General features: G+C 68.4%; 17 protein-coding genes. 11 read left to right on the forward strand and 6 right to left on the reverse strand.

The features are described 5' to 3' along the window. Nucleotides 1-138 precede the first annotated feature (138 nt). Together ASD79_RS11370 and ASD79_RS11375 are read right to left on the reverse strand one after the other, a co-directional pair. A complete protein-coding gene (locus ASD79_RS11370) occupies nt 139-837 on the reverse strand; it encodes a TetR/AcrR family transcriptional regulator (protein ID WP_056721583.1) in 699 nt (232 codons plus the stop codon). Between the two features lie 74 nt (nt 838-911). Further along, entirely contained in the window at nt 912-1,451 is a 540-nt protein-coding gene (locus ASD79_RS11375; protein ID WP_056721704.1) for a DUF2306 domain-containing protein, read from the reverse strand. A gap of 81 nt (nt 1,452-1,532) precedes the next feature. Here ASD79_RS11375 and ASD79_RS11380 point away from each other — a divergent pair, with 81 nt between their 5' ends. Further along, nucleotides 1,533-2,348 carry a LytTR family DNA-binding domain-containing protein gene (locus tag ASD79_RS11380; protein WP_235524416.1) on the forward strand — a complete coding sequence of 272 codons (816 nt, stop codon included), beginning with the start codon at nt 1,533-1,535 and terminating at the stop codon, nt 2,346-2,348. A 147-nt stretch (nt 2,349-2,495) separates the two neighbouring features. Here ASD79_RS11380 and ASD79_RS11385 read toward each other — a convergent pair whose 3' ends face one another. Both ASD79_RS11385 and polA read right to left on the reverse strand, forming a co-directional pair. Beyond that, complete coding sequence (locus ASD79_RS11385) at nt 2,496-4,418, reverse strand: methyl-accepting chemotaxis protein (protein WP_056721584.1); 1,923 nt, start codon at nt 4,416-4,418, stop codon at nt 2,496-2,498. Between the two features lie 296 nt (nt 4,419-4,714). Then, nucleotides 4,715-7,651, reverse strand: coding sequence for a DNA polymerase I (polA, locus tag ASD79_RS11390; RefSeq protein WP_162252352.1), 2,937 nt, complete (start codon nt 7,649-7,651; stop codon nt 4,715-4,717). A gap of 139 nt (nt 7,652-7,790) precedes the next feature. Here polA and ASD79_RS23855 point away from each other — a divergent pair, with 139 nt between their 5' ends. Next, the gene (locus ASD79_RS23855; RefSeq protein WP_056721586.1) at nt 7,791-9,137 is read left to right on the forward strand and encodes a TonB family protein; all 1,347 of its coding nucleotides are present in this window, start codon (nt 7,791-7,793) and stop codon (nt 9,135-9,137) included. Here the strand turns inward: ASD79_RS23855 and ASD79_RS11400 are convergent. Beyond that, complete coding sequence (locus tag ASD79_RS11400) at nt 9,134-9,937, reverse strand: isocitrate lyase/phosphoenolpyruvate mutase family protein (protein WP_056721588.1); 804 nt, start codon at nt 9,935-9,937, stop codon at nt 9,134-9,136. The genes ASD79_RS23855 and ASD79_RS11400 overlap by 4 nt on opposite strands. A gap of 280 nt (nt 9,938-10,217) precedes the next feature. Between ASD79_RS11400 and ASD79_RS11405 the strand changes: the two genes are divergently transcribed. From ASD79_RS11405 to ASD79_RS11420, 4 genes are all read left to right on the forward strand, one after another. Beyond that, nucleotides 10,218-10,412 (forward strand): hypothetical protein, encoded by a 195-nt coding sequence (locus tag ASD79_RS11405; RefSeq protein ID WP_056721590.1) that lies wholly within the window; start codon nt 10,218-10,220, stop codon nt 10,410-10,412. Nucleotides 10,413-10,467: 55 nt separating this feature from the next. Further along, nucleotides 10,468-11,205, forward strand: a complete 738-nt coding sequence (trmD, locus tag ASD79_RS11410; RefSeq protein WP_056721592.1) for a tRNA (guanosine(37)-N1)-methyltransferase TrmD — start codon at nt 10,468-10,470, stop codon at nt 11,203-11,205. Between the two features lie 4 nt (nt 11,206-11,209). Continuing rightward, the gene (gene rplS / locus ASD79_RS11415) at nt 11,210-11,605 is read left to right on the forward strand and encodes a 50S ribosomal protein L19 (protein ID WP_156400456.1); all 396 of its coding nucleotides are present in this window, start codon (nt 11,210-11,212) and stop codon (nt 11,603-11,605) included. Between the two features lie 144 nt (nt 11,606-11,749). Beyond that, complete coding sequence (locus tag ASD79_RS11420) at nt 11,750-12,094, forward strand: hypothetical protein (protein WP_056721594.1); 345 nt, start codon at nt 11,750-11,752, stop codon at nt 12,092-12,094. A gap of 211 nt (nt 12,095-12,305) precedes the next feature. Here the strand turns inward: ASD79_RS11420 and ASD79_RS11425 are convergent, their stop codons facing one another. After that, nucleotides 12,306-13,868, reverse strand: a complete 1,563-nt coding sequence (locus tag ASD79_RS11425) for an MFS transporter (RefSeq protein ID WP_082584885.1) — start codon at nt 13,866-13,868, stop codon at nt 12,306-12,308. A gap of 125 nt (nt 13,869-13,993) precedes the next feature. Here ASD79_RS11425 and leuC point away from each other — a divergent pair, with 125 nt between their 5' ends. The 5 genes from leuC (at nt 13,994) to ASD79_RS11450 (ending at nt 19,410) form a co-directional block, all read left to right on the forward strand. After that, the gene (gene leuC / locus ASD79_RS11430; protein WP_056721598.1) at nt 13,994-15,439 is read left to right on the forward strand and encodes a 3-isopropylmalate dehydratase large subunit; all 1,446 of its coding nucleotides are present in this window, start codon (nt 13,994-13,996) and stop codon (nt 15,437-15,439) included. Then, entirely contained in the window at nt 15,439-16,047 is a 609-nt protein-coding gene (leuD, locus tag ASD79_RS11435) for a 3-isopropylmalate dehydratase small subunit (protein ID WP_056721600.1), read from the forward strand. Before leuC ends, leuD begins: the two co-directional genes overlap by 1 nt. A 160-nt stretch (nt 16,048-16,207) precedes the next feature. Next, nucleotides 16,208-16,510: a putative quinol monooxygenase gene (locus ASD79_RS11440; protein ID WP_056721602.1), complete on the forward strand. Its 303-nt coding sequence runs from the start codon at nt 16,208-16,210 to the stop codon at nt 16,508-16,510. Between the two features lie 12 nt (nt 16,511-16,522). Further along, nucleotides 16,523-17,575: a 3-isopropylmalate dehydrogenase gene (leuB, locus tag ASD79_RS11445; RefSeq protein ID WP_056721604.1), complete on the forward strand. Its 1,053-nt coding sequence runs from the start codon at nt 16,523-16,525 to the stop codon at nt 17,573-17,575. Between the two features lie 215 nt (nt 17,576-17,790). Next, nucleotides 17,791-19,410, forward strand: coding sequence for a long-chain fatty acid--CoA ligase (locus tag ASD79_RS11450; protein ID WP_056721606.1), 1,620 nt, complete (start codon nt 17,791-17,793; stop codon nt 19,408-19,410). Nucleotides 19,411-19,542: the final 132 nt, after the last annotated feature.

A 19,542-nucleotide genomic window follows, 5' to 3' on the forward strand; every position in this document is an offset into this window, starting at 1 on the left:
CACTTCCCGGCGCTCGCGAATTCATTGCCCCGCGAATTGGAGGACACTGTCACCCAGACGCGAGTTTCGCGCTAGTCTTTTTTCACTAAGTGATGAAATGATGGTTCCACCGTCCCGCGAGGCCAGGAAAGTCGGAGATCAGGCCTTTGGCGCGCGAGCGATCACCGCCTCGAAGCCGGCGGCGCAATAGGCGAACAGCCGGGCCCGCACCGCGCCCAGGTCGCTGGAATGGCACTGGCCCTCGGACAGGGAGTCGATGCGGCCGGTCTCCGACAGGGCCAGCATCATCGAGCCGGTCAGGAACTGGTAGCTCCAGTAGAGATCGCGATACTCCGCGTCCGGACGAACGACCTTCAGGGTCTCGACCAGGCGATGGACGACGGGGTCGAAGAACCGCGCCATGGTCTCGCCGCCCCAGGCCGGGGTGTTGTTCACCTGGGCCACCAGGGCGAAGTAGCTCTTCCAGCCCTGGCCGCCGTCCTGCGAGATGCGCAGCAGGGGCTCGATGAAGGCCTCGATCACCCCCTCGACGGTCATCCGGTCGGCGTGGCTTTTCTCGTAGGCGTCCATCGACAGGCCGCGGGCGGTGTTGAGGATCTCGGCCCGGCGCAGGAACACCGCGTCGAACAGTTCGCGCTTGGCGCCGAAATAGTAGTGGATCAGGGCGGTGTCGACGCCGGCCTCGGCCGCCACCTGGCGGATGGTCACCCCGTGGAAGCCGTGTCGCGCGAACAATCCCTCGGCGGCGTCGAGGATGGTCTCCTTCAGGTCCCGGCCCGTCGCCTTGGCGGGTCGGCCCCGTCCGGCGGTGCGGGCGCGAGGCTTGGCTGCGGTCATGAAGAAGAGGTCCCCGCGCGAGTAACGCTGCTCTTCGGATAGGCCCGGACGGGGCGTGGTGGCAAGGGCGGGCTTCACGCGAAGAACACCCCCCACATCAGCCGGCCGGGCAGGAAGGTCAGCAGGCCCGCGATGATCAGCCCTCCGACGAACAGGCCGGTCATCATCCGCCGGTGCAGGGAGAGCTTGCGGCGCTTGACGGCGTAGACGGCCATCGGCAAGGCGACGATCGTCCAGCCGCTGAGCAGGTGGATGTAGCTGAAGGCGCCGTGGTTGACCTGGCGGATGAACAGCGAGCTGACCGCCGTCAGGGCCATGGCGACGACCCAGACCCAGCCCAGGGTCTTGTGGACCCGCGTGCCCTTGATCCCGACCAGCAGCACCGTGCCGATCGCCAGGGCCGTCAGCGCGCCGGCGATGTGCAGCTGGATGACCGGCGAGGCGGCCAGGATCAGGTCCAGGCGCGGCGGACGCGGATGCAGCCCCATCCAGGCCATCACCGCCTTGGCCTGCGGTGAAGCCAGGGCGATCGCGGCGGTGACCGAGGCCAGGCCGATCAGGGTCCAGCGACCGTTTCCGGCTTGCTGGCGCATTGACAGGGTTTCGCGATCCATCTTCATCTCCAGGTCTCGAGCGAGGCGTCCGAGGGCGGGACCGCCGCCATCACGCCTTGATCCCTAGGAGCGTCCCGGACCGTGCCTCAACCGCGTCTGCGCCAGTCGACAGTCCCGTTGCGCGAGCGGCTGGCCCGCGCCGTTGGCGCTTCGCGAACGGCCTTGCTGTCCCCGCCCGCCTTGCGCGGCTGGGGGATCTCGACGGCGGCCGGCGTGTTCCTGGCCCTGACCGGCGCGTTCGGCATGGATGACGCGCCGCTGGCCGTGCGCCTGGCCTATTGGGTCGGCCTGTGCCTGACTGGCGCGCTGGTCGGCACGGCGATCAGCTGGCTGTTCGCCCGCGACGGCCGGGTCGAGGCCGCCCCTTGGCGCTACGCCGCCATCCTGGCCCTGAGCATCACCCTGCCCTTCACGGTCGTGGTGTGGCTGGTGACGAGCCTGGTGTTCTATGACGACGTGTCCCTGCGCACCCTGCCGGGGTTCCTGCCGCCGGTGCTGCTGATCACCAGCGCCATGACCGGCCTCAATTTCATGGTCCAGCGCCAGCCGCTCCAGACCCACGCCGCGCCGGCCGGGGCCGCGCCGCCGCGCTTTCTGGACCGTCTTCCCCCGCGGCTGCGGGGCGGCGACCTGTATGCGGTGGAATCGGAGGACCACTATCTGCGCCTGCACACCTCCAAGGGGCAGGACCTGATCCTGCTGCGGCTGTCCGACGCCGTGGCCGAACTGGAGGGCGTCGAGGGCGCCCAGACCCACCGCTCGTGGTGGGTGGCCAAGGACGCGGTGGAACACGCCCAGCGTGGCGACGGCCGCGCCACCCTGACCCTGAAGGGCGGCGTCGAAGCCCCGGTCAGCCGGGCCTATGCTCGGGCGCTGCGCGAGGCGGGGTGGTACTAGAGCATTTTCGAGCGAAGTGGCTTCCGGTTCGCGTGAAGAAAATGCGTTAAAACAAAAACCTAGAGCCCCGGCCTGATGCAATCAGGTCGGGAAATGCTCTAGGACCGGTTGGGGACAGGCCCATGGGCCTGTCCCCAGCTTCGGGGATCAGAACTCTTCCCATTCGTCGTTCTTGACAGCGACCGCCGCGCCGCCGCGCGACGGGACGGGACGCCCCGGGCGGACGGAAGTGTTGGGACGGGCCGGGGCGCTGCCGCGCGAGGCCGGCGCGGCGGCTTCGGCGCCGACCCGGAAGCGGCCGACCAGGGCCGACAGCTGATTGGCCTCGCCCTTCAGCGAGTGGGCGGCGGCGGTGGCTTCCTCGACCATGGCGGCGTTGCGCTGGACGACCTGGTCCATCTGGTTCACGGCGGTGTTGACCTCGTGCAGGCCAGTCGACTGCTCGGTCGCCGAGGCCGAGATCTCGTTGACCAGGGTGTCGATCGACGCCACCTGGTCGACGATGCGCTGCAGGGCCTCGCCGGTCTGGCCGACCAGGCTGACACCGGCCCCGACCTGCTGGGTCGAGGTCGAGATCAGGGTCTTGATCTCCTTGGCCGCTTCGGCCGAACGCTGGGCCAGGGCGCGGACTTCCTGGGCCACGACCGCGAAGCCGCGCCCCGCGTCGCCGGCCCGCGCCGCCTCGACCCCGGCGTTCAGGGCCAGCAGGTTGGTCTGGAAGGCGATCTCGTCGATGACGCCGATGATCTGGCTGACCTGGTGGGACGAGGTCTCGATCTCGGTCATGGCGCTGACCGCCTGGCTGACGATCTTGCCGGACTTCTCGGCGTCGCCGCGCGCCACGGCGACGACGGTCGAGGCCTCCTTGGCGCCGGCGGCGGTCTTGCGCACCGTGGCGGTGATCTGGTCCAGGGCGGCGGCGGTCTCTTCCAGGCTGGCGGCCTGTTGCTCGGTGCGGCGCGACAGGTCGTCGGAGGCCACGGCGATCTCGTCGGCGCCGCCATTGACCCCGCCGGTGGCGGCCGCGATGGCCTTCATGGCGTCCTGCATGCGATCGGCCGCGGCGTTGAAGTTGGACTTCAGGCTCTCGGCCTTGGGCGAGAACGGGATGGTGATGCGGTGGGTCAGGTCGCCGCCCGCCAGGTGGTCCAGCGCCTCGTTCAGGGCGGCGATGTTGACCGAATCGCTGCGCTCGACCTCGGCCTTCTCGCTGGCCACGGCGGCGCGCTCGGCGTCGGCGGCCTGGCGCTGGCTGGCGGCGGCCCCCTCGATGCGGATCTTCTCGATCGCCGCTTCCTTGAAGTGGGCGACGGCGGCGGCCATCTGGCCGATCTCGTCCCTGCGGCCGGCGGCCGGGACGTCGACGCCGTTGTCGCCCGAAGCCAGGCGGCGCATGGCGGCGGTCATCGCCGCCACCGGACCGGCAATGGCGCCGGTCAGCAGCAGGCCGCCGCCCAGGGCGATGGCGATGGTGACGCCCGTGCCGATCATCAGGGCCAGGGTGGCTTGCAGGGAAGCCTTCTTCTGAGCGGTCGCCTCGGCGGCGACGACGGCTTCGGATTGCTTGACGATCGCCTCGATGGCGTTCTCGACCGGCTCGACCGCCTTGTCGGCGACACCGTCATGCTTGACCAGCTCGACCGCCTGCGGACGGGTCGCCGGATCGGCGCCCAGGGTCTCGCCGGGCTCGATGGCCTGGGCGCGGTAGTTGGCGTAGGCGGCGTCGACGTCGGCGATGCGCGCCAGGTCGGCCTCGTCGCCCTTGGCCAGCTGGCGCAGGTCGTCCAGGGCGGCCAGGAACTTGGGCTTGTGGGCCTCTTCCAGACGCTTGACGTAGTAGTCGTCGCCCGAGAGCAGGAAGCCGCGCAGCGAGTTTTCCTGGCGGGTCAGGCGGAAGGCGGCGGTGTCGGCGGCGCGCAGCGATTCATGGGCCCGTCCGGTGCGATCGACCGAAGCCTCATACCCCCGCTGATTGACGTAAAGCATCACGCCCATCACCGCGATCGCGGTCAGCATGACGGCGAAGACCGCCAGAAGCTTGTGGGGGATTTTCAGATCGCCAAAGTTCACGGCCGCTCTCCGTTATGGACCGCGAGCGCGAAAACTTCATAGACCACGGGTATTTAGAACGTCCGGAAGCACGCGTCGCCGCCCAGTCTTGCGGAGCGCGCGGTTTCCACGACATTAACCGTAGCGTGGCGGAAGGTCGCACCGTCGCCGGACAGGACCCTTCCGCCGCTCGGCCGAAGACCGTCCGCGACATCCAAGATTGCACGCTTAAAGGGCTTGGGGCGTTTCCCTTACGTAAGGCTCTACCGGAGGCGGCGCGCGCGGAGACGCAAAAATAATTTTCTCTCTGGAGTCCCTTAGTGGGCCTCGTCCCAATTGGCGGCCGCCCGGGCCTCGACCGTCAGCGGCACCGAAATGGCCACCGCCGGCTCGGCGGCGCCCTGCATGATCTCGCGGGCGACCTCGATCGTGGCGTCGGCCTCGGCTTCGGGGGCCTCGAACACCAGTTCGTCGTGCACCTGCAGCAGCATCCGGCTCGACAGCCCCGCCGCCTTCAGCGCGCCTGGCATCCGGACCATGGCCCGGCGCATGACGTCGGCCGCCGCGCCCTGGATCGGGGCGTTGATCGCCGCCCGCTCGGCGAACTGCCGGTGGGCCACCGACTTGCCGCCGATGTCGGGAATGTTGATCTTCCGCCCAAAGATGGTGGTGACGTAGCCGTGCTCGCGCACGAAGGCCTTGGTCGCCTCCATATAGGCCTGGATGCCCGGGAAGCGCTCGAAATAGGTCTTGATATAGGCCCCGGCCTCGCCTTGCGGGATCGACAGCTGGTTGGCCAGGCCGAAGGCGCTGATGCCGTAGACGATGCCGAAATTGATGGCCTTGGCGCGGCGGCGCACCTCGCTGGGCATGCCCTCGATCGGCACGTTGAACATCTCCGACGCGGTCATGGCGTGGATGTCCAGGCCCTCCTGGAAGGCCTTCTTCAGCTGCGGGATGTCGCCGATATGGGCCAGCAGGCGCAGCTCGATCTGGCTGTAGTCGGCGCTGATCAGCACCTTACCCGGCGCGGCGATGAAGGCCTTGCGGATCTTGCGGCCTTCCTCGGTGCGGATCGGGATGTTCTGCAGATTGGGGTCGGACGACGACAGCCGCCCGGTGGTGGTGGCCGCCAAGGCGTAGGAGGTGTGGATGCGGTTGCCGCCGCCCGGCGCGATCGCCGCGATCAGGTTCTCGGTATAGGTGCCCTTCAGCTTGGACAGCTGGCGCCAGTCGAGCAGCACGCGCGGCAGCTCGTGCTCCAGGGCCAGGGCCTCCAGCACGTCGCTGTCGGTGGACCACTGGCCGGTGGCGGTCTTCTTGCCGCCCTTCAGGGCCATCTCGCCGAACAGCACGTCGCCGATCTGCTTGGGGCTGCCCAGGTTGAAGGGGCGGCCGACCAGTTCCTGGGCCTTGGCCTCGAACTGCGCCATGCGCATCGAGAACTCGTTGGAGAGCCGGCGCAGGGTTTCCGGATCGACGCGGACGCCGTCGTTCTCCATCGCCGCCAGCACGGTCGGCAGCGGACGTTCCAGGGTTTCGTAGACGGTCAGCAGGCCCTCGCGCGCCAGGCGCGGCTTGAGCACGTTGTAGAGCCGCAGGGTGACGTCGGCGTCCTCGGCGGCGTAGGCCGTGGCCTCGGCCAGGCCCACGTGCTTGAAGCTGATCTGCCCCTTTCCGGAACCGGCGACCTGCTTGAAGGGGATGGGCTTGTGGCCCAGCCACAGCTCCGACAGCTCGTCCATGCCGTGGCCGTGCAAACCGGCCTCCAGCACGTAGCTGATCAGCATGGTGTCCTCGATCGGACCTACCTCGATCCCGTGGCGGGCCAGGACGGCGATGTCGTACTTGGCGTTCTGGGCCACCTTCAGCACCGCCGGGTCCTCCAGCAGCGGCTTGAGGGCGGCGATCGCCTGGTCGAGTGGCACCTGCACCAGGTCGGCGGCCGCCTCCAGCGCCAGGCCGTCCTTCTCGCAGTGGCCGACCGGAATGTAGCAGGCCTCGCCCGGCGCGATGGCCAGGGAGACGCCGCACAGACCGGCGGTGGCCGAGGACAGGGCGTCGGTCTCGGTGTCGAAGGCGACGATCCCCTTGGCCGTGGCCTTGGCGACCCAGGCGTTCAGGGTCTCCAGATCCTGGATGCGGACATAGGTGGCGGTGTCGATGCTCACCGGCTCGGCGGCCGGATTGGCCGCCGCCCGGGCGGCGGCGCCCATGTAGGACACGCCCAGTACCGGAGCGGTCGGCGTGGCGGCCGGACGGTCCCCCAGCCCTTGGCCGAGGGTGCGGGGTGAGGCCGAGGCGTTGCCGTCGCCGACCCGGCGGGCCAGGGAGCGGAACTCCATCAACTCCAGGAAATCGGCCAGCACCTGCTTGTCCGGCTCGCGCACCGTCAGGTCGTCGATCGGCTCGGGCAGCGGCGTGTCACAGTCGAGCCTGACCAGCTGTCGCGACAGGCGGATCTGGTCGGCGAATTCGATCAGGGTCTCGCGGCGCTTGGGCTGCTTGATCTCGCCGGCCCGGGCCAGCAGGGTGTCGAGGTCGCCATATTCGTTGATCAGCTGAGCGGCGGTCTTGATGCCGATGCCCGGCGCGCCGGGCACGTTGTCGACGCTGTCGCCGCACAGCGACTGCACGTCAACGACCCGCTCGGGATAGACGCCGAACTTCTCGAACACCTGCTCGCGGTCGATGCGCGCGCCCTTCATCGGGTCGAACATCGACACGCCTTCGCCGACCAGCTGCATCAGGTCCTTGTCGGAGCTGACGATCACCGCCTCGCCGCCCAGGTCGCGGGCGGCGCACGAATAGGCGGCGATCAGGTCGTCGGCCTCGTAGCCGGCCAGTTCGATGCTCGGCACGCCGAACGCCCGGGTGGCGTCACGGACCAGGGCGAACTGTGGGATCAGGTCCTCGGGCGGCGGCGGGCGGTGGGCCTTGTACTTGTCGTAGAGCTGGTTGCGGAAGGTCTTCTCCGAATGGTCGAAGATCACCGCCAGGTGCGTGGGCGCGTCGCCCTGCATGTCACGCAGCAGCTTCCACAGCATGTTGCAAAAGCCCTGCACCGCGCCGACCGGCAAGCCGTCGCTCTTGCGGGTCAGCGGCGGCAGGGCGTGGTAGGCGCGGAAGATGTAGGCCGAGCCGTCCACCAGGAACAGCCGCACGGCCGGGCCGTCCTGGGTCAGGGGACGGGCGGCCCCTTCTTCACCAGGAATGGGAGCGGCGGCGGAATCGGGCGCGAGCGTGTCGGTCATGAGGGGCAAGATAGGCGGTCGCGGGCGAGGCGGAAACACCCTAGACGCCCACCTCCACGGTGGCGCTTGCGGCCACGCCCGCCTACACTCGACCCCAGGCCGCGAAATGACGCGGCCTGTTCGCGTACCCGGGGGATGTATGAGGGCGGGAATTCTGGCGGCGCTGGCCGCGACGGCCTTGACGGTCGCGGCTCCGACGATCGGCCTGGCGGCGGACGATGGCCTGGCGCACCCCTCCTACGCCCAGCGCGCGAAGTCCGCGGATGTCGCCGCCGCCTATCCCAAGGCCGCCTTCGCGCGGAAGATCTCCGGCGACGTTGACCTCAACTGCACCGCCGCCCCGGACGGTCGGTTGGCCGACTGCAAGGTCGTCAAGGAAGAGCCCGCCGGCATGGGCTTTGGCGAGGCGGCCCTTGGCTTGTCGGCGAAGGATCGGGTCAAGGCCAAGGACGACAACGGCGTCCCGATCGTCGGGCGGCGGTTCGAGTGGAGCTACAATTTCCTGGCGCCGGGCGATTCCAACGCCGACTGGATGACCAAGCCCACCGTCTACCAGCTGATGGGCGTCTATCCGGTCGCGGCCCGCCACAGGCCGCCGACCACCGCCAAGGCGACGATCACTTGCAAGGTCAATGAGGAAGGCTTCCTGCGGGACTGCAAGCCGGTCTTCGAGGCTCCGGAGAACATGGGGTTCGGCGCGGCGGCCCTTCAGCTCTCGACGCTGTTTCGCATGAAGCCCAAGATCCGGAACGGCAAGCCGGTGGAGACCGAGGTCACCATCCCCATCATCTGGTCCGGCTTCCAGAACTTCCCGGCCCCCTCCGGCCAAGCCAACAGCCTGGTGCTGGATCCGCCGTGGACGAGCACGCCGTCCAGCACCCAGGTGCGCGCGGCCTGGCCCGCCGACGCCAAGGGGGCCACGACCGGCCAGGTGGCGTTGCGCTGCGAACTGAACAAGGCCGGCGGCCTGACCTCCTGCGAGGTGCTGTCGGAAATCCCGGCCGGCAAGGGCTTTGGCAAGGCGGCGCGCTCCCTGGCGCCGGCCTTCCAGGTCGCCTTCGCCCCGGACCAGGCCAAGACCCTGGGCAGCTACACGGTCGACGTGCCGTTTCACTTCCGCGATCCGGCGGGACCAGACACTCGCAAGATCACCACGCCGAAATGGACCCGCACCATGACCGCCGAGGGCATGGCCCTGGCCTACCCCCAGGCGGCGGTGAAGGCGGGGGTCAAGACGGGCCTCGGCATCGTCGCCTGCGTCGTCGATGTGCGGGGCCAGTTGACGGACTGCCAGGTCCGGCGCGAGGACCCTGTCGGACTGGACTTCGGCGCGGCGGCCATCGAGGCGGTCAAGCTGATGGCGATGAACCCCTGGAGCAAGGAGGGCGAGCCGCTGGACGGCCTTCCGATCGCCGTGCCGGTCCGGTTCAACTGGCAGGAGACGGTCGAGGACACGCCTCCCGCCGCCCCGCTCGCCAAGCCTTAACCGAAGCGGGCGTTGAGGTCGGGCAGGTCCTTGGCGGCGGCCGCATAGCCGGTGGTGTCGCCATCGACCAGGAAAGCCTTGGTCGCGGCCAGCATCATGCCATAGGCGGCGCGGAACGGGCCGGTGGCCGAGCTCAGGCGGCGCACGCCCAGTTCGCCCAGGCGCTGGGCCGACGGCATGCCCGGCCGGCCCATGGCGTTCAACGGCAGAGTGATCCCGGCGGCCAGCTGCGAGAGCAGGTCCTCCTCGATCGGCAGGGGCACGAAAATTCCGGTGGCTCCAGCCTCGGCGTAGAGCGCCGCCCTGCGCAGCGTCTCGGCCAGGGCCGCCTCGCCCTCGGCCAGGCGCGCCAGGTAGATGTCGGTGCGGGCGTTGATGAACAGGTTCACGCCGGCCCTCTCGGCGGCGGATCGCGCGGTCTCGACCTTGCGGGCGTGGAGGTCGGGATCGCGGTGGCCGTCCTCCAGATTGATCCCCACCGCCCCGGCCCCGACCACGGCGGCGACGGTCTGGGCCAGGGTCGCCAGGTCGTCGGTGTAGCCGCCCTCGATGTCGGCGGTCAGCGGAACCCTGACCACCCGGGCGATGCCGGCGATCACGTCGATCAGGGCGGCGACCGGCAAGGCGTCACCGTCGGCATAGCCGCGCGCCCAGGCCACGGCGGCGCTGGAGGTGGCCACCGCCTTGGCGCCGGCGTCCTCCATCAGAGCGGCGCTGGCGGCGTCCCAGGCGTTGGGCAGCAGCAGCACGTCCGGGCCGGCGTGCAGGGCGTGGAAGCGGTCGGCGACGGTCTGGCTCACGAGGCGAACTCCAAGATTTGGGCGGCGCGACTATGACGCGAACCCGCGAGGATCGTCTCGCGGAAATCGGACTCGATGACCCGCTGCTGACAGGTTTGGGCGCGCCCTGCCCGCGAAATTGGCGTTCGCTCAATTGGGGCGAACGCGTCGTATTGTCGCCTTGGCGGCGTCAAAGGCTTCCCCTAGAGGCATGAGAGTCCGCCAGGGCCGCCCACGGGAACCTCCCCCTTTCCCGGGCTTTGGTCTAGGGCGACCAGAAACAGCAGGATGTCCGTTTCCCATGGTCTCATGGAAGAAGATTCGCGTCGGTACGGCGCTCGTGGCCGCCACCCTGACCACCGCCGTCGTGCTGGCCGTGGCCCCCACGCACCACGTCGCCCCGCAGGCCGATCCGACCAGCGAGCCCGTGAAATTGTCGCCGCCGCTGATGCCCGCCGAGGCCGGCAAGCCGCTGCCGCGAACCATCCTGACCTGAGTTTAAGCAACCCCGCCCTCTCGTTTTTGGGGGCGGGTGGCGCTACAGAGCGCCCATGCCGTTCACCGCCACCGTCCTGACCATGTTCCCCGAGGCCTTTCCCGGCCCGCTCGGCGTCTCGCTGATCGGCACGTCGTGGAAGGAGCAGGACCTGTGGCGATTGGAAACACTGGACATTCGGGGGTTTTCCAAGGATAAGCGCGGCTTCCTCGACGACACCCCCGCGGGTGGCGGCGTGGGAGCGGTACTCAAAGCGGACGTCATCGCCGCCGCGCTGGACAGCGTGGAGGTCGGTGGGCGGCCGCTTTTGTACATGAGCGCCCGGGGTCGGCCCCTGACCCAGGCGCGCGTCAAGGAGTGGTCGAAAGCGCCGGGCGTCATCGTCCTGTGTGGCCGTTTCGAGGGGGTGGACCAGCGGGTGCTCGACGCCCGTGGGTTCGAGGAGGTCTCGGTCGGAGACGCCGTGCTCGCCGGTGGCGAGGCGGCGGCGATGGTCGTGATCGAGGCGTGCGTTCGATTGGCTCCAGGGGTTCTGGGCAATTTCGAGAGCACGCAGGAAGAAAGCTTCGAGGACGGTCTCCTCGAGCATCCGCAGTACACGCGACCGCGGACGTTCGAAGGGCTGGATATCCCCGAGGTGCTGCTGTCGGGCGACCACAAGAAGGTGGCCCAATGGCGGACCAGTATGCGTGAAGAGACGACACGCGAGCGGCGGCCCGATCTTTGGGAAGCGCATCTCGCCAATCAACAGGCAAAAGGCGGCCCGAAAACGGGTAAGCCCAAAGGAGATTGAGACCATGGCGATCAATATCATCAAGGAACTCGAGCGCGAAGAATCCGAGCGTCTGCTCGCGGCCCGCGCCATTCCGGAATTCGAGCCGGGCGACACCCTGCGCGTCAACGTCCGCATCAAGGAAGGCGAGCGCGAGCGCGTCCAGGCCTATGAAGGCGTCTGCATCGCCCGTTCGGGCGGCGGCATCCACGAGAGCTTCACCGTCCGCAAGATCTCGTTCGGCGAAGGCGTGGAGCGTCTGTTCCCCCTGCTCTCGCCGAGCATCGAAAGCATCGAAGTGAAGCGCCGCGGCGTCGTCCGTCGCGCCAAGCTGTACTACCTGCGCGACCGTCGCGGTAAGTCGGCCCGCATCGCCGAACGCGCCAACGTCCGCAAGGACAAGGTCGAAATCGCCGAATAGGCGTTTCGCCCTCGCGAAGAATTCAGAGGCCTCGGCGGCAACGCCGGGGCCTTTTTCTTTGCCCTCGCCTCGGTCCGAAGCTTGACCGTGATTTGTGAGCAGGGCCACGCTACCTCCCTCGCACAACTTGGAGATTGCTCGCAAATGCGCTGCTTGCCCTGGGCCACCCTGGTCGCGGCCCTGATCGCCGCGACCACCGTAACAACCGCCGAGGCCGGTTCGTCGAGTGGCGGCTATGTCACCATGATCGCGCCAAACAACGGCGGCTCACTGGTGTTTTTCACTAGCGTTCCAGCGGCCGCGCCGCGGCCGGCCTGCGCGACCAGCGATCGTTGGTCAATCAACACCACGACGCTGCAGGGCCAATCGATGGCAGCGGGAATCTACGCGGCGATGGCGGCGGGTTTCAAGATCAACGTCTATGGCACGGGTTCGTGCCCCGAAATCTACGATACGGAGTCGGTGTCCTACTACACGATCGTGAAGTAGCAGCCATGGCCAAGCTTGCGTGCGTCCGCACGGACTTGACAGAACATTGGTTTTGCCGGCTATATTAACTACCCCCACCGCTTGCGCGACGGGCTTTCAGACCGCTCCCTTCCAGGGTGTGGCCGGTTTCAACGACCTCAGGTCTCGAAACCAAAAAACGACACGAGGGCGCGCCACGACAGCGCGCCCTCTTTCGTTTTAAAGCCTCGTTTCAAGTCGTTCCACTGATCCGGCGGGTCGATCGACGTCGCTTGGAGGTCGTCGCCACGCGAGCGTCGCGGTGGTCGCGCATCCGCTGCAGGCGCTTGCGAACCCGGCCTTCGCGGACCAGGGCGGCGGGCACGTCGGTCAGCATCTTCAGCCCGGCGATCGGCGAGATGTTGCGCACGTCGCGCCGGGCCTGGGCCAGCACCTCGCCGACCATGATCCGGCTGTCGATCTCACCTTCCTCCTTGACCATGGCCAGCCGGTGCAGGGCGTAGAGTCCGAGGATCGCGGCGATCAGGAAGTAGAAGTCCCAGCTGGAAACCCGTAGCGGCATCAGGGTCAGCACGTCGCCGGGACTGGTCCAGCGGACCAGGATCTCCAGCCGGCGGGCGGCGAAGAAGTCGGCGAACATCCCGCCCAGCACCGGGGCCAGGCCGGCCGCCGCCGAGCTGATCAGGGCGTTGGCGGCGATATAGGCCGTGGCCGAGCCGCGCGGCGACAGCTTCAGGGCGATGTTGCCCGACGAAAGGGTCACCCCGGCGGTGGCCAGGCCCATCAGGGCGTGCAGGCCGACCAGATAGGCCATCACCCAGCCCCGGTCCTGGATCTGCGAGGCGCCGATCATGACGGCGATGCAGGCGATGAACACCGGGGCGGCCACCGCCAGCACCGACTTGTTGGCGAAACGGTCCGACAGCAGGCCCCAGGACCGCAGGGCCACCAGGTTGGTCGCCTGGCTGACCACGCCGAGGATCACCACGAAGGTGACGCTGAGCCCCAGTTGCTTGACGAAGAACACCGTGAAGAACGGCGTGGCCAGGTTCACCGCGAACTGCCAGCTGGCCAGGAAGGCGATCAGCCGCCGGAAGTTCACGTCCTTCAGGGGCGCGCGCAACAGCGGCAGCAGCTTCACGCGCTCGGCGGCGGCGGGCATCTGCGGCTCGGGCGTCAAGGCCAGTTCGCGACAGCTGAGCAGCCCGGCCAGGAAGGCGGCCATATAGAGTCCGGCGAACATGAACGGTCGCAGGAACGAGCCCTCCGGGGCGCGATCCAGGGCGAAGGCCGCCGCCAGGCTGGCGATCAGGCCGACGATGGTGGCGTTGACGGTCCGCCGGGCGAAGATCTGACCCATGTGCTGTTCGGGCGCCAGGTCGCGGACCCAGGCGTTCCAGGCGCAGCCGCCGAAGGTGGCGATGCCGCAGTAGAACACTTGGGCCGCCACCAGTCCGGAAAGGGCCAGCTTGCCGCCGCCGCTCAGCGCCAGAAGCGCCATGCCGACCAGGGCGCAGCGGCTGATCAGGCTGGCCAGCACCGAAATCCGCTTGCGGGTCCGCAGGCCCTCGACCATCAGCACGCCGGGCAGTTGCAGAAGTTGCACCCAGAAGGTCACGGCCGCCAGCAGGCCGATCGTGGTGTTGGACGCGCCCAGCTGCAGGGCGAAGGCGGTCAGGATGACGCCGCTGGTCACCGCCGTGACCGCGTTGGAATAACCGGCTTCCCGGACCAGATGTCGCAGGCCGCGTTCGCGGTCCTCGTCGCTCAAGGTCGGCGTCGGGGCAAGAAACATGCGCAGCCAAGCCTTTGCACGGGCCGACCGGGGCAGGATTGATCCTCCTGGCCGCCGGCGAGCGTCAATTTTCAGCGCTTCCTCGCTTTACGCGCCCGCTCTCAAGGCCTAGATGCCCGGGTATCATGACCCGCGCACGCAAGACCCTCTACGACAAGATCTGGGACGCTCACCTCGTCAACGAACAGGACGGCGAAGCGATCCTCTATATCGACCTGCACCTGATCCACGAGGTCACCACCCCGCAGGCCTTCGCCGGGCTTCGCGCGGCCGGTCGCAAGGTGCGCCGGCCCGACCGCACCCTGGCCGTGGCCGACCACAACATCCCGACCGAAGGCCAGGCCCTGGGCGTCGACGCCGTGGCCGACGAAGAGGCGCGCCTGCAGCTCAAGACCTTGGCGCGCAACGTCAAGGACAACGGCATCGAGTTCTTTCCGATGGGCGACATCCGCAACGGCATCGTCCACGTGGTCGGGCCCGAGCAGGGCCGCACCCAGCCGGGCATGACTATCGTCTGCGGCGACAGCCACACCTCGACCCACGGGGCCTTCGGGGCCTTGGCCCACGGCATCGGCACCTCCGAGGTCGAGCACGTCCTGGCCACCCAGACCCTGCGCCAGGAGAAGGCCAGGAACATGAAGGTGCGCGTCGACGGCCAGCTGGGCCCCGGCGTCACCGCCAAGGACGTCGCCCTGGCCGTGATCGGCGAGATCGGCACGGCCGGCGGCACCGGCTATGTCATCGAGTTCGCCGGCGACGTGGTCCGCGACCTGTCGATGGAAGGCCGCATGACCCTGTGCAACCTGACCATCGAGGGCGGAGCCAAGGCCGGGCTGGTCGCGCCCGACGACAAGACCTTCGCCTATATCCAGGGCAAGCCCTCCGCGCCGAAGGGCGCGGCGTGGGACATTGCGCTGTCGTACTGGAAGAGCTTCGTCAGCGACGACGACGCCCATTTCGACCGCACCGTGGTCATCGACGGCTCGGCCCTGGTCCCGATGGTCACCTGGGGCACCAGTCCCGAGGACGTGATCCCGGTGACCGGAAATGTGCCCGATCCCGAAAGCTTCGCGACGCCCGACAAGCGCGCCGCCGCCCACCGGGCGCTCGACTATATGGGCCTGACCGCCGGCCAACCGATCAGCGAGGCCCGCATCGACCGGGTGTTCATCGGCTCGTGCACCAACAGCCGGATCGAGGACATGCGCGCCGCCGCCGCCGTGGTGCAGGAGGCCTTCCTGCACGGCCGCCTGGTCGCGCCGCACGTCACGGCCATGGTGGTTCCGGGCTCGGGCCTGGTGAAGGAACAGGCCGAGGAAGAGGGCCTGGACGCCATCTTCAAGGCCGCCGGCTTCGACTGGCGCGAACCGGGCTGCTCGATGTGCCTGGCCATGAACCCCGACAAGCTGCAGCCGGGCGAGCGCTGCGCCTCGACCAGCAACCGCAATTTCGAGGGCCGCCAGGGCCGGGCCGGCCGCACCCACCTGGTCTCGCCGGCCATGGCGGCGGCGGCGGCGATCGCCGGCCACCTGGTCGACGTGCGCACGTGGCTGACCGAGGAGACCGTCTGATGCAGGCCTTCACCCGTCTCGACGGCCGCGCGGCGCCGCTGTCGCTGGCCAATATCGACACCGACCAGATCATCCCCAAGCAGTTCCTCAAGACCGTCGAGCGCGAGGGCCTGGCCAAGGGCCTGTTCTACGACTTCCGCTTCGACGGCGACGGGAACCAGATCGCCGAGTTCGTGCTCAACCGGCCGGAATACAAGGGCTCGTCCGTGCTGATCGCCGGCGACAATTTCGGCTGCGGCAGCTCGCGCGAGCACGCCCCGTGGGCGCTGATGGACTACGGGATCATGTGCGTGATCTCGACCAGCTTCGCCGACATCTTCAACAACAACTGCTTCAACAACGGCCTGCTGCCGGTGGTGCTGAGGCCTGAAGAGATCGCCGTCCTGATGGACGAGGCCAAGGGCGGAAACCACATGGTCAGCATCGACCTGGCGACCCAGACCGTGGTCTCGCCGTCGGGCAAGAGCTTCCACTTCGACATCGATCCCGTGCGCAAGGACAAGATGCTCAAGGGCCTCGACTTCATCGGCGAGACCCTGATGCACGGCGCCGACATCGACCTCTATGAAAGCAAGCGGGCGCTGGATCGGCCGTGGCTGGAAGCTTGAGGCCCGCAACCGCTTTTACACCTCCCTCCCCCTGGAGGGGGGAGGGGCAGGGGTGGGGGTGGCGCCGCCGGCCGCGCACGGTGAGTCCGCCGCTCAATCTTGAACCGCTTCCACCCCCATCCCCAACCCTTCCCCCCTCCAGGGGGAAGGGAGAATGCCCATGACCATCATCCTCGCCGGCACGATCAGGGTCGCTCCCGAGCGCCTCGCCGACCTGCGGCCGCACCTGCGGGCCCAGGTCGAGGGCAGCCGGACCGAGCCGGGCTGCCTGGACTACGCCCTGACCGAGGACCCGCTGGATCCGGGCCTGATCCGGGTCTATGAGCATTTCGTCGACGAAGCCGCCCTGGCCGTCCACCGCGCCAGCCCACACATGACCGCTTGGCGGGCCTGCTGGCCGGACCTCGGGGTCTTTGACCGCCGCATGTCGTCCTTCGACGTGTCAGACTACCGCGAAACCTAAAGAGAGCTTCCGATGTCCACGCTTCTGCTCCTGCCCGGCGACGGGATCGGCCCCGAGGTCTGCGCGCAGGTGCGCCGGGTGGCCGCCGCCTTGACGCCCGACCTGGCGATCGAGGAAGCGCTTTATGGCGGCGCCAGCTACGACGCGCACGGCACGCCCCTGACCGACGCGGTTCGCGACGCCGCCCTGGCCAGCGACGCGGTGCTGATGGGCGCGGTCGGCGGTCCCAAATGGAAGGACGCCCCGCGTCACCTGCGCCCCGAGGCCGGCCTGCTGCAGCTGCGCAAGGACATGGACGTCTACGCCAACCTGCGCCCGGCCTATTGCTTCGAAGCCCTGGCCGACGCCTCCAGCCTGAAGCGCGAGCTGGTCTCGGGCCTGGACATCATGTTCGTCCGTGAACTGACGGGCGGGGTCTATTTCGGCCAACCGCGCGGCATCGAGGATCTGGGGAACGGCCAGAAGCGCGGCGTCGACACCCAGGTCTACACCACCGCCGAGATCGAGCGGGTGGCCCGGGTGGCGTTCGAACTGGCGCGCGGCCGTTCCAACCGCGTGGCCTCGGCCGAGAAGTCGAACGTCATGGAATCGGGCCTGCTCTGGAAGGAAGTGGTGACCAACCTGCACGCCGCCGAATATTCGGACGTGAAGTTGGAGCACATCCTGGCCGACAACTGCGCCATGCAGCTGGTGCGCGCGCCCAAGCAATTCGACGTCATCGTCACCGACAACCTGTTCGGCGACATCCTGTCGGACGCCGCGGCCATGCTGACCGGCTCGCTGGGCATGCTGCCCTCGGCGGCGCTGGGCGCGGCGGGCAAGCCGGGCCTCTACGAGCCGATCCACGGCTCGGCCCCCGACATCGCCGGCAAGGGCCTGGCCAATCCGCTGGCCGCCATCCTGTCGTTCGAGATGGCCCTGCGTTGGTCGCTGAACCGCGTGGACGCCGCCGACATCCTGCTGGCGGCCGTCAAGACCGCCCTGGACAAGGGCGCCCGCACTCGCGACCTCGGCGGAGACCTGACCACCGGCCAGATGGGCGACGCGGTGCTGGCTCGGCTCTAGGAGCGTTTTCGAGCGAAGTGGACACCGGTTCGCGTGAAGAAAACGCGCCAAATCAAAAAGCTGGAGCGCCCGGCCTGATGCAATCAGGTCGGGCGCTCTAGGCGTCCGTCGCCCGGAATTTCGCTCACCTTTTGGTGAGCGAAGCAGAATTAGCCGCTCCCATTCGGCCGCGCCCGCTCTAAGCTGCTTCCCAAAACAACAAGGGAGGAGCGGGCATGATCCTGGGCCTGATGCAGACGACGCCGTTGCTGGTCAGCGGCATCCTTCGCTACGCGGCCAGCGCCCATGCCCGGCGCGAGATCGTTTCGCGGCTGATCGACGAGCCGCCGTGGCGCTACGACTATGCCGGCCTGGCGGCGCGCGCCGCCCAGGCCGCCCATGCCCTGACCGGGCTGGGCGTCAGGTCGGGCGACCGGGTCAGCTCCCTGGCCTGGAACACCCATCGGCACCTGGAGCTGTTCTATGCCGTCCCCGGCCTGGGTGCGGTGCTGCACACCGCCAATCCCCGGCTGTCGGACGAGCAGATCGTCTTCACGATCAACCACGCGGCCAGCGGCGTCCTGTTGTTCGACCGCAATTTCGCCGAACTGGTGGTCCGCCTGGCCCCGCGCCTGACCACGGTGAAGACCTTCGTCATGCTGTCGGACGCCGAACGGACCCACGACGCGGGCGTCGGGGCGATCTCCTATGAGACGCTGATCGCCGGTGAGGACGAGCGCTTCGACTGGCCGACCTTCGACGAGAACGCCGGGGCCTTCCTCTGCTACACCTCCGGCACCACGGGCGACCCCAAGGGCGTGCTCTATTCGCACCGCGCCGTGGTGCTGCACGCCATGGCCGGTGGCCTGGCCAGCGCGTTTGGCCTGACGGCCTTCGACGTGGTGATGCCCTGCTCCAGCCTCTACCACGCCACCGCCTGGGGCCTGCCGTTCACCGCCCCGATCTGCGGCGCCAAGCTGGTGCTGCCCGCCGACAAGATGGACGGCGCCTCGCTGCACCCGCTGATCCGGGACGAGGGCGTCACCTTCACCGGCGGCGTGCCGACCATCTGGACCATGTACCTGGCCTATCTGGAGCAGACCGGCCAGCGGCCGGACAGCCTCAAGCGCGTGGTGATCGGCGGCAGCGCCGTGCCGCGCGCCATGGCCGAGACCTTCAAGACCAAATACGGCGTCGACGTGCTTCAGATCTGGGGCATGACCGAGACCTGCCCGCTGGGGGTGATCGCCACGCCCACCCCCTCGCTGGCCGCGCTGGGCGAGGACGCCATGAACGACGCCATCTGGACCCGCCAGGGCCGGCTGCAGTTCGGCATCGAGCTGAAGATCGAGAACGAGGACGGCTCTGAAGCGCCCCGCGACGGCGAGACCTCCGGCGCCCTGAAGGTGCGCGGCCCCTGGGTGATCCAGCGCTACTACCGCCAGGAGACCGACGCCGCCGAGGCCGACGGCTGGTTCGACACCGGCGACATCGCCACGCTGGACGAGCACGGCTTCATGCGCATCACCGACCGTCAGAAGGACGTCATCAAGTCGGGCGGCGAGTGGATCAGCTCCATCGACCTGGAGAACATCGCCGCCGGCTGTCCGGGGGTGAAGATCGCCGCCGTGATCGGCGTGCCGCATCCCAAGTGGGAGGAGCGGCCGCTGATGGTCATCGAGGCCCATGAGGGGTCGGCGGTGGGCAAGGCGGAGGTGCTGAACTACCTCGCGCCGCGCATCGTCAAGTGGTGGACGCCCGATGACGTGGTGTTCGCCGCGGTGCCGCTGACGGCGACGGGGAAGATCGACAAGAAGGTGCTGCGGGAGGCGTGGCGAGGACATCTCGGCGGTTAGGTTGTGGTGCGCTTACTACGATTGGTCGCGGCTACATTGATGTTCCCGCCCGGCAGTCGGCGAACACGAAAGTCAGCAGAATGAACTCATGCACCCCCAAATTGTCTTTCCTCGTGGCGCGAGGAGAATTCT

The organism is Caulobacter sp. Root655 (assembly GCF_001427665.1).
Taxonomy (GTDB): domain Bacteria; phylum Pseudomonadota; class Alphaproteobacteria; order Caulobacterales; family Caulobacteraceae; genus Caulobacter.

Excerpts from the sequence above, each read along its gene's own strand:
- ASD79_RS11370 (WP_056721583.1), bottom strand. The coding sequence starts at position 837 with ATGACCGCAGCCAAGCCTCGCGCCCGCACCGCCGGACGGGGCCGACCC.
- ASD79_RS11375 (WP_056721704.1), bottom strand. The coding sequence starts at position 1,451 with ATGGATCGCGAAACCCTGTCAATGCGCCAGCAAGCCGGAAACGGTCGC.
- polA (WP_162252352.1), bottom strand. The coding sequence starts at position 7,651 with ATGACCGACACGCTCGCGCCCGATTCCGCCGCCGCTCCCATTCCTGGT.
- ASD79_RS23855 (WP_056721586.1), top strand. The coding sequence starts at position 7,791 with ATGAGGGCGGGAATTCTGGCGGCGCTGGCCGCGACGGCCTTGACGGTC.
- ASD79_RS11405 (WP_056721590.1), top strand. The coding sequence starts at position 10,218 with ATGGTCTCATGGAAGAAGATTCGCGTCGGTACGGCGCTCGTGGCCGCC.
- trmD (WP_056721592.1), top strand. The coding sequence starts at position 10,468 with ATGCCGTTCACCGCCACCGTCCTGACCATGTTCCCCGAGGCCTTTCCC.
- rplS (WP_156400456.1), top strand. The coding sequence starts at position 11,210 with ATGGCGATCAATATCATCAAGGAACTCGAGCGCGAAGAATCCGAGCGT.
- ASD79_RS11420 (WP_056721594.1), top strand. The coding sequence starts at position 11,750 with ATGCGCTGCTTGCCCTGGGCCACCCTGGTCGCGGCCCTGATCGCCGCG.
- ASD79_RS11425 (WP_082584885.1), bottom strand. The coding sequence starts at position 13,868 with ATGTTTCTTGCCCCGACGCCGACCTTGAGCGACGAGGACCGCGAACGC.
- leuC (WP_056721598.1), top strand. The coding sequence starts at position 13,994 with ATGACCCGCGCACGCAAGACCCTCTACGACAAGATCTGGGACGCTCAC.
- leuD (WP_056721600.1), top strand. The coding sequence starts at position 15,439 with ATGCAGGCCTTCACCCGTCTCGACGGCCGCGCGGCGCCGCTGTCGCTG.
- ASD79_RS11440 (WP_056721602.1), top strand. The coding sequence starts at position 16,208 with ATGACCATCATCCTCGCCGGCACGATCAGGGTCGCTCCCGAGCGCCTC.
- leuB (WP_056721604.1), top strand. The coding sequence starts at position 16,523 with ATGTCCACGCTTCTGCTCCTGCCCGGCGACGGGATCGGCCCCGAGGTC.
- ASD79_RS11450 (WP_056721606.1), top strand. The coding sequence starts at position 17,791 with ATGATCCTGGGCCTGATGCAGACGACGCCGTTGCTGGTCAGCGGCATC.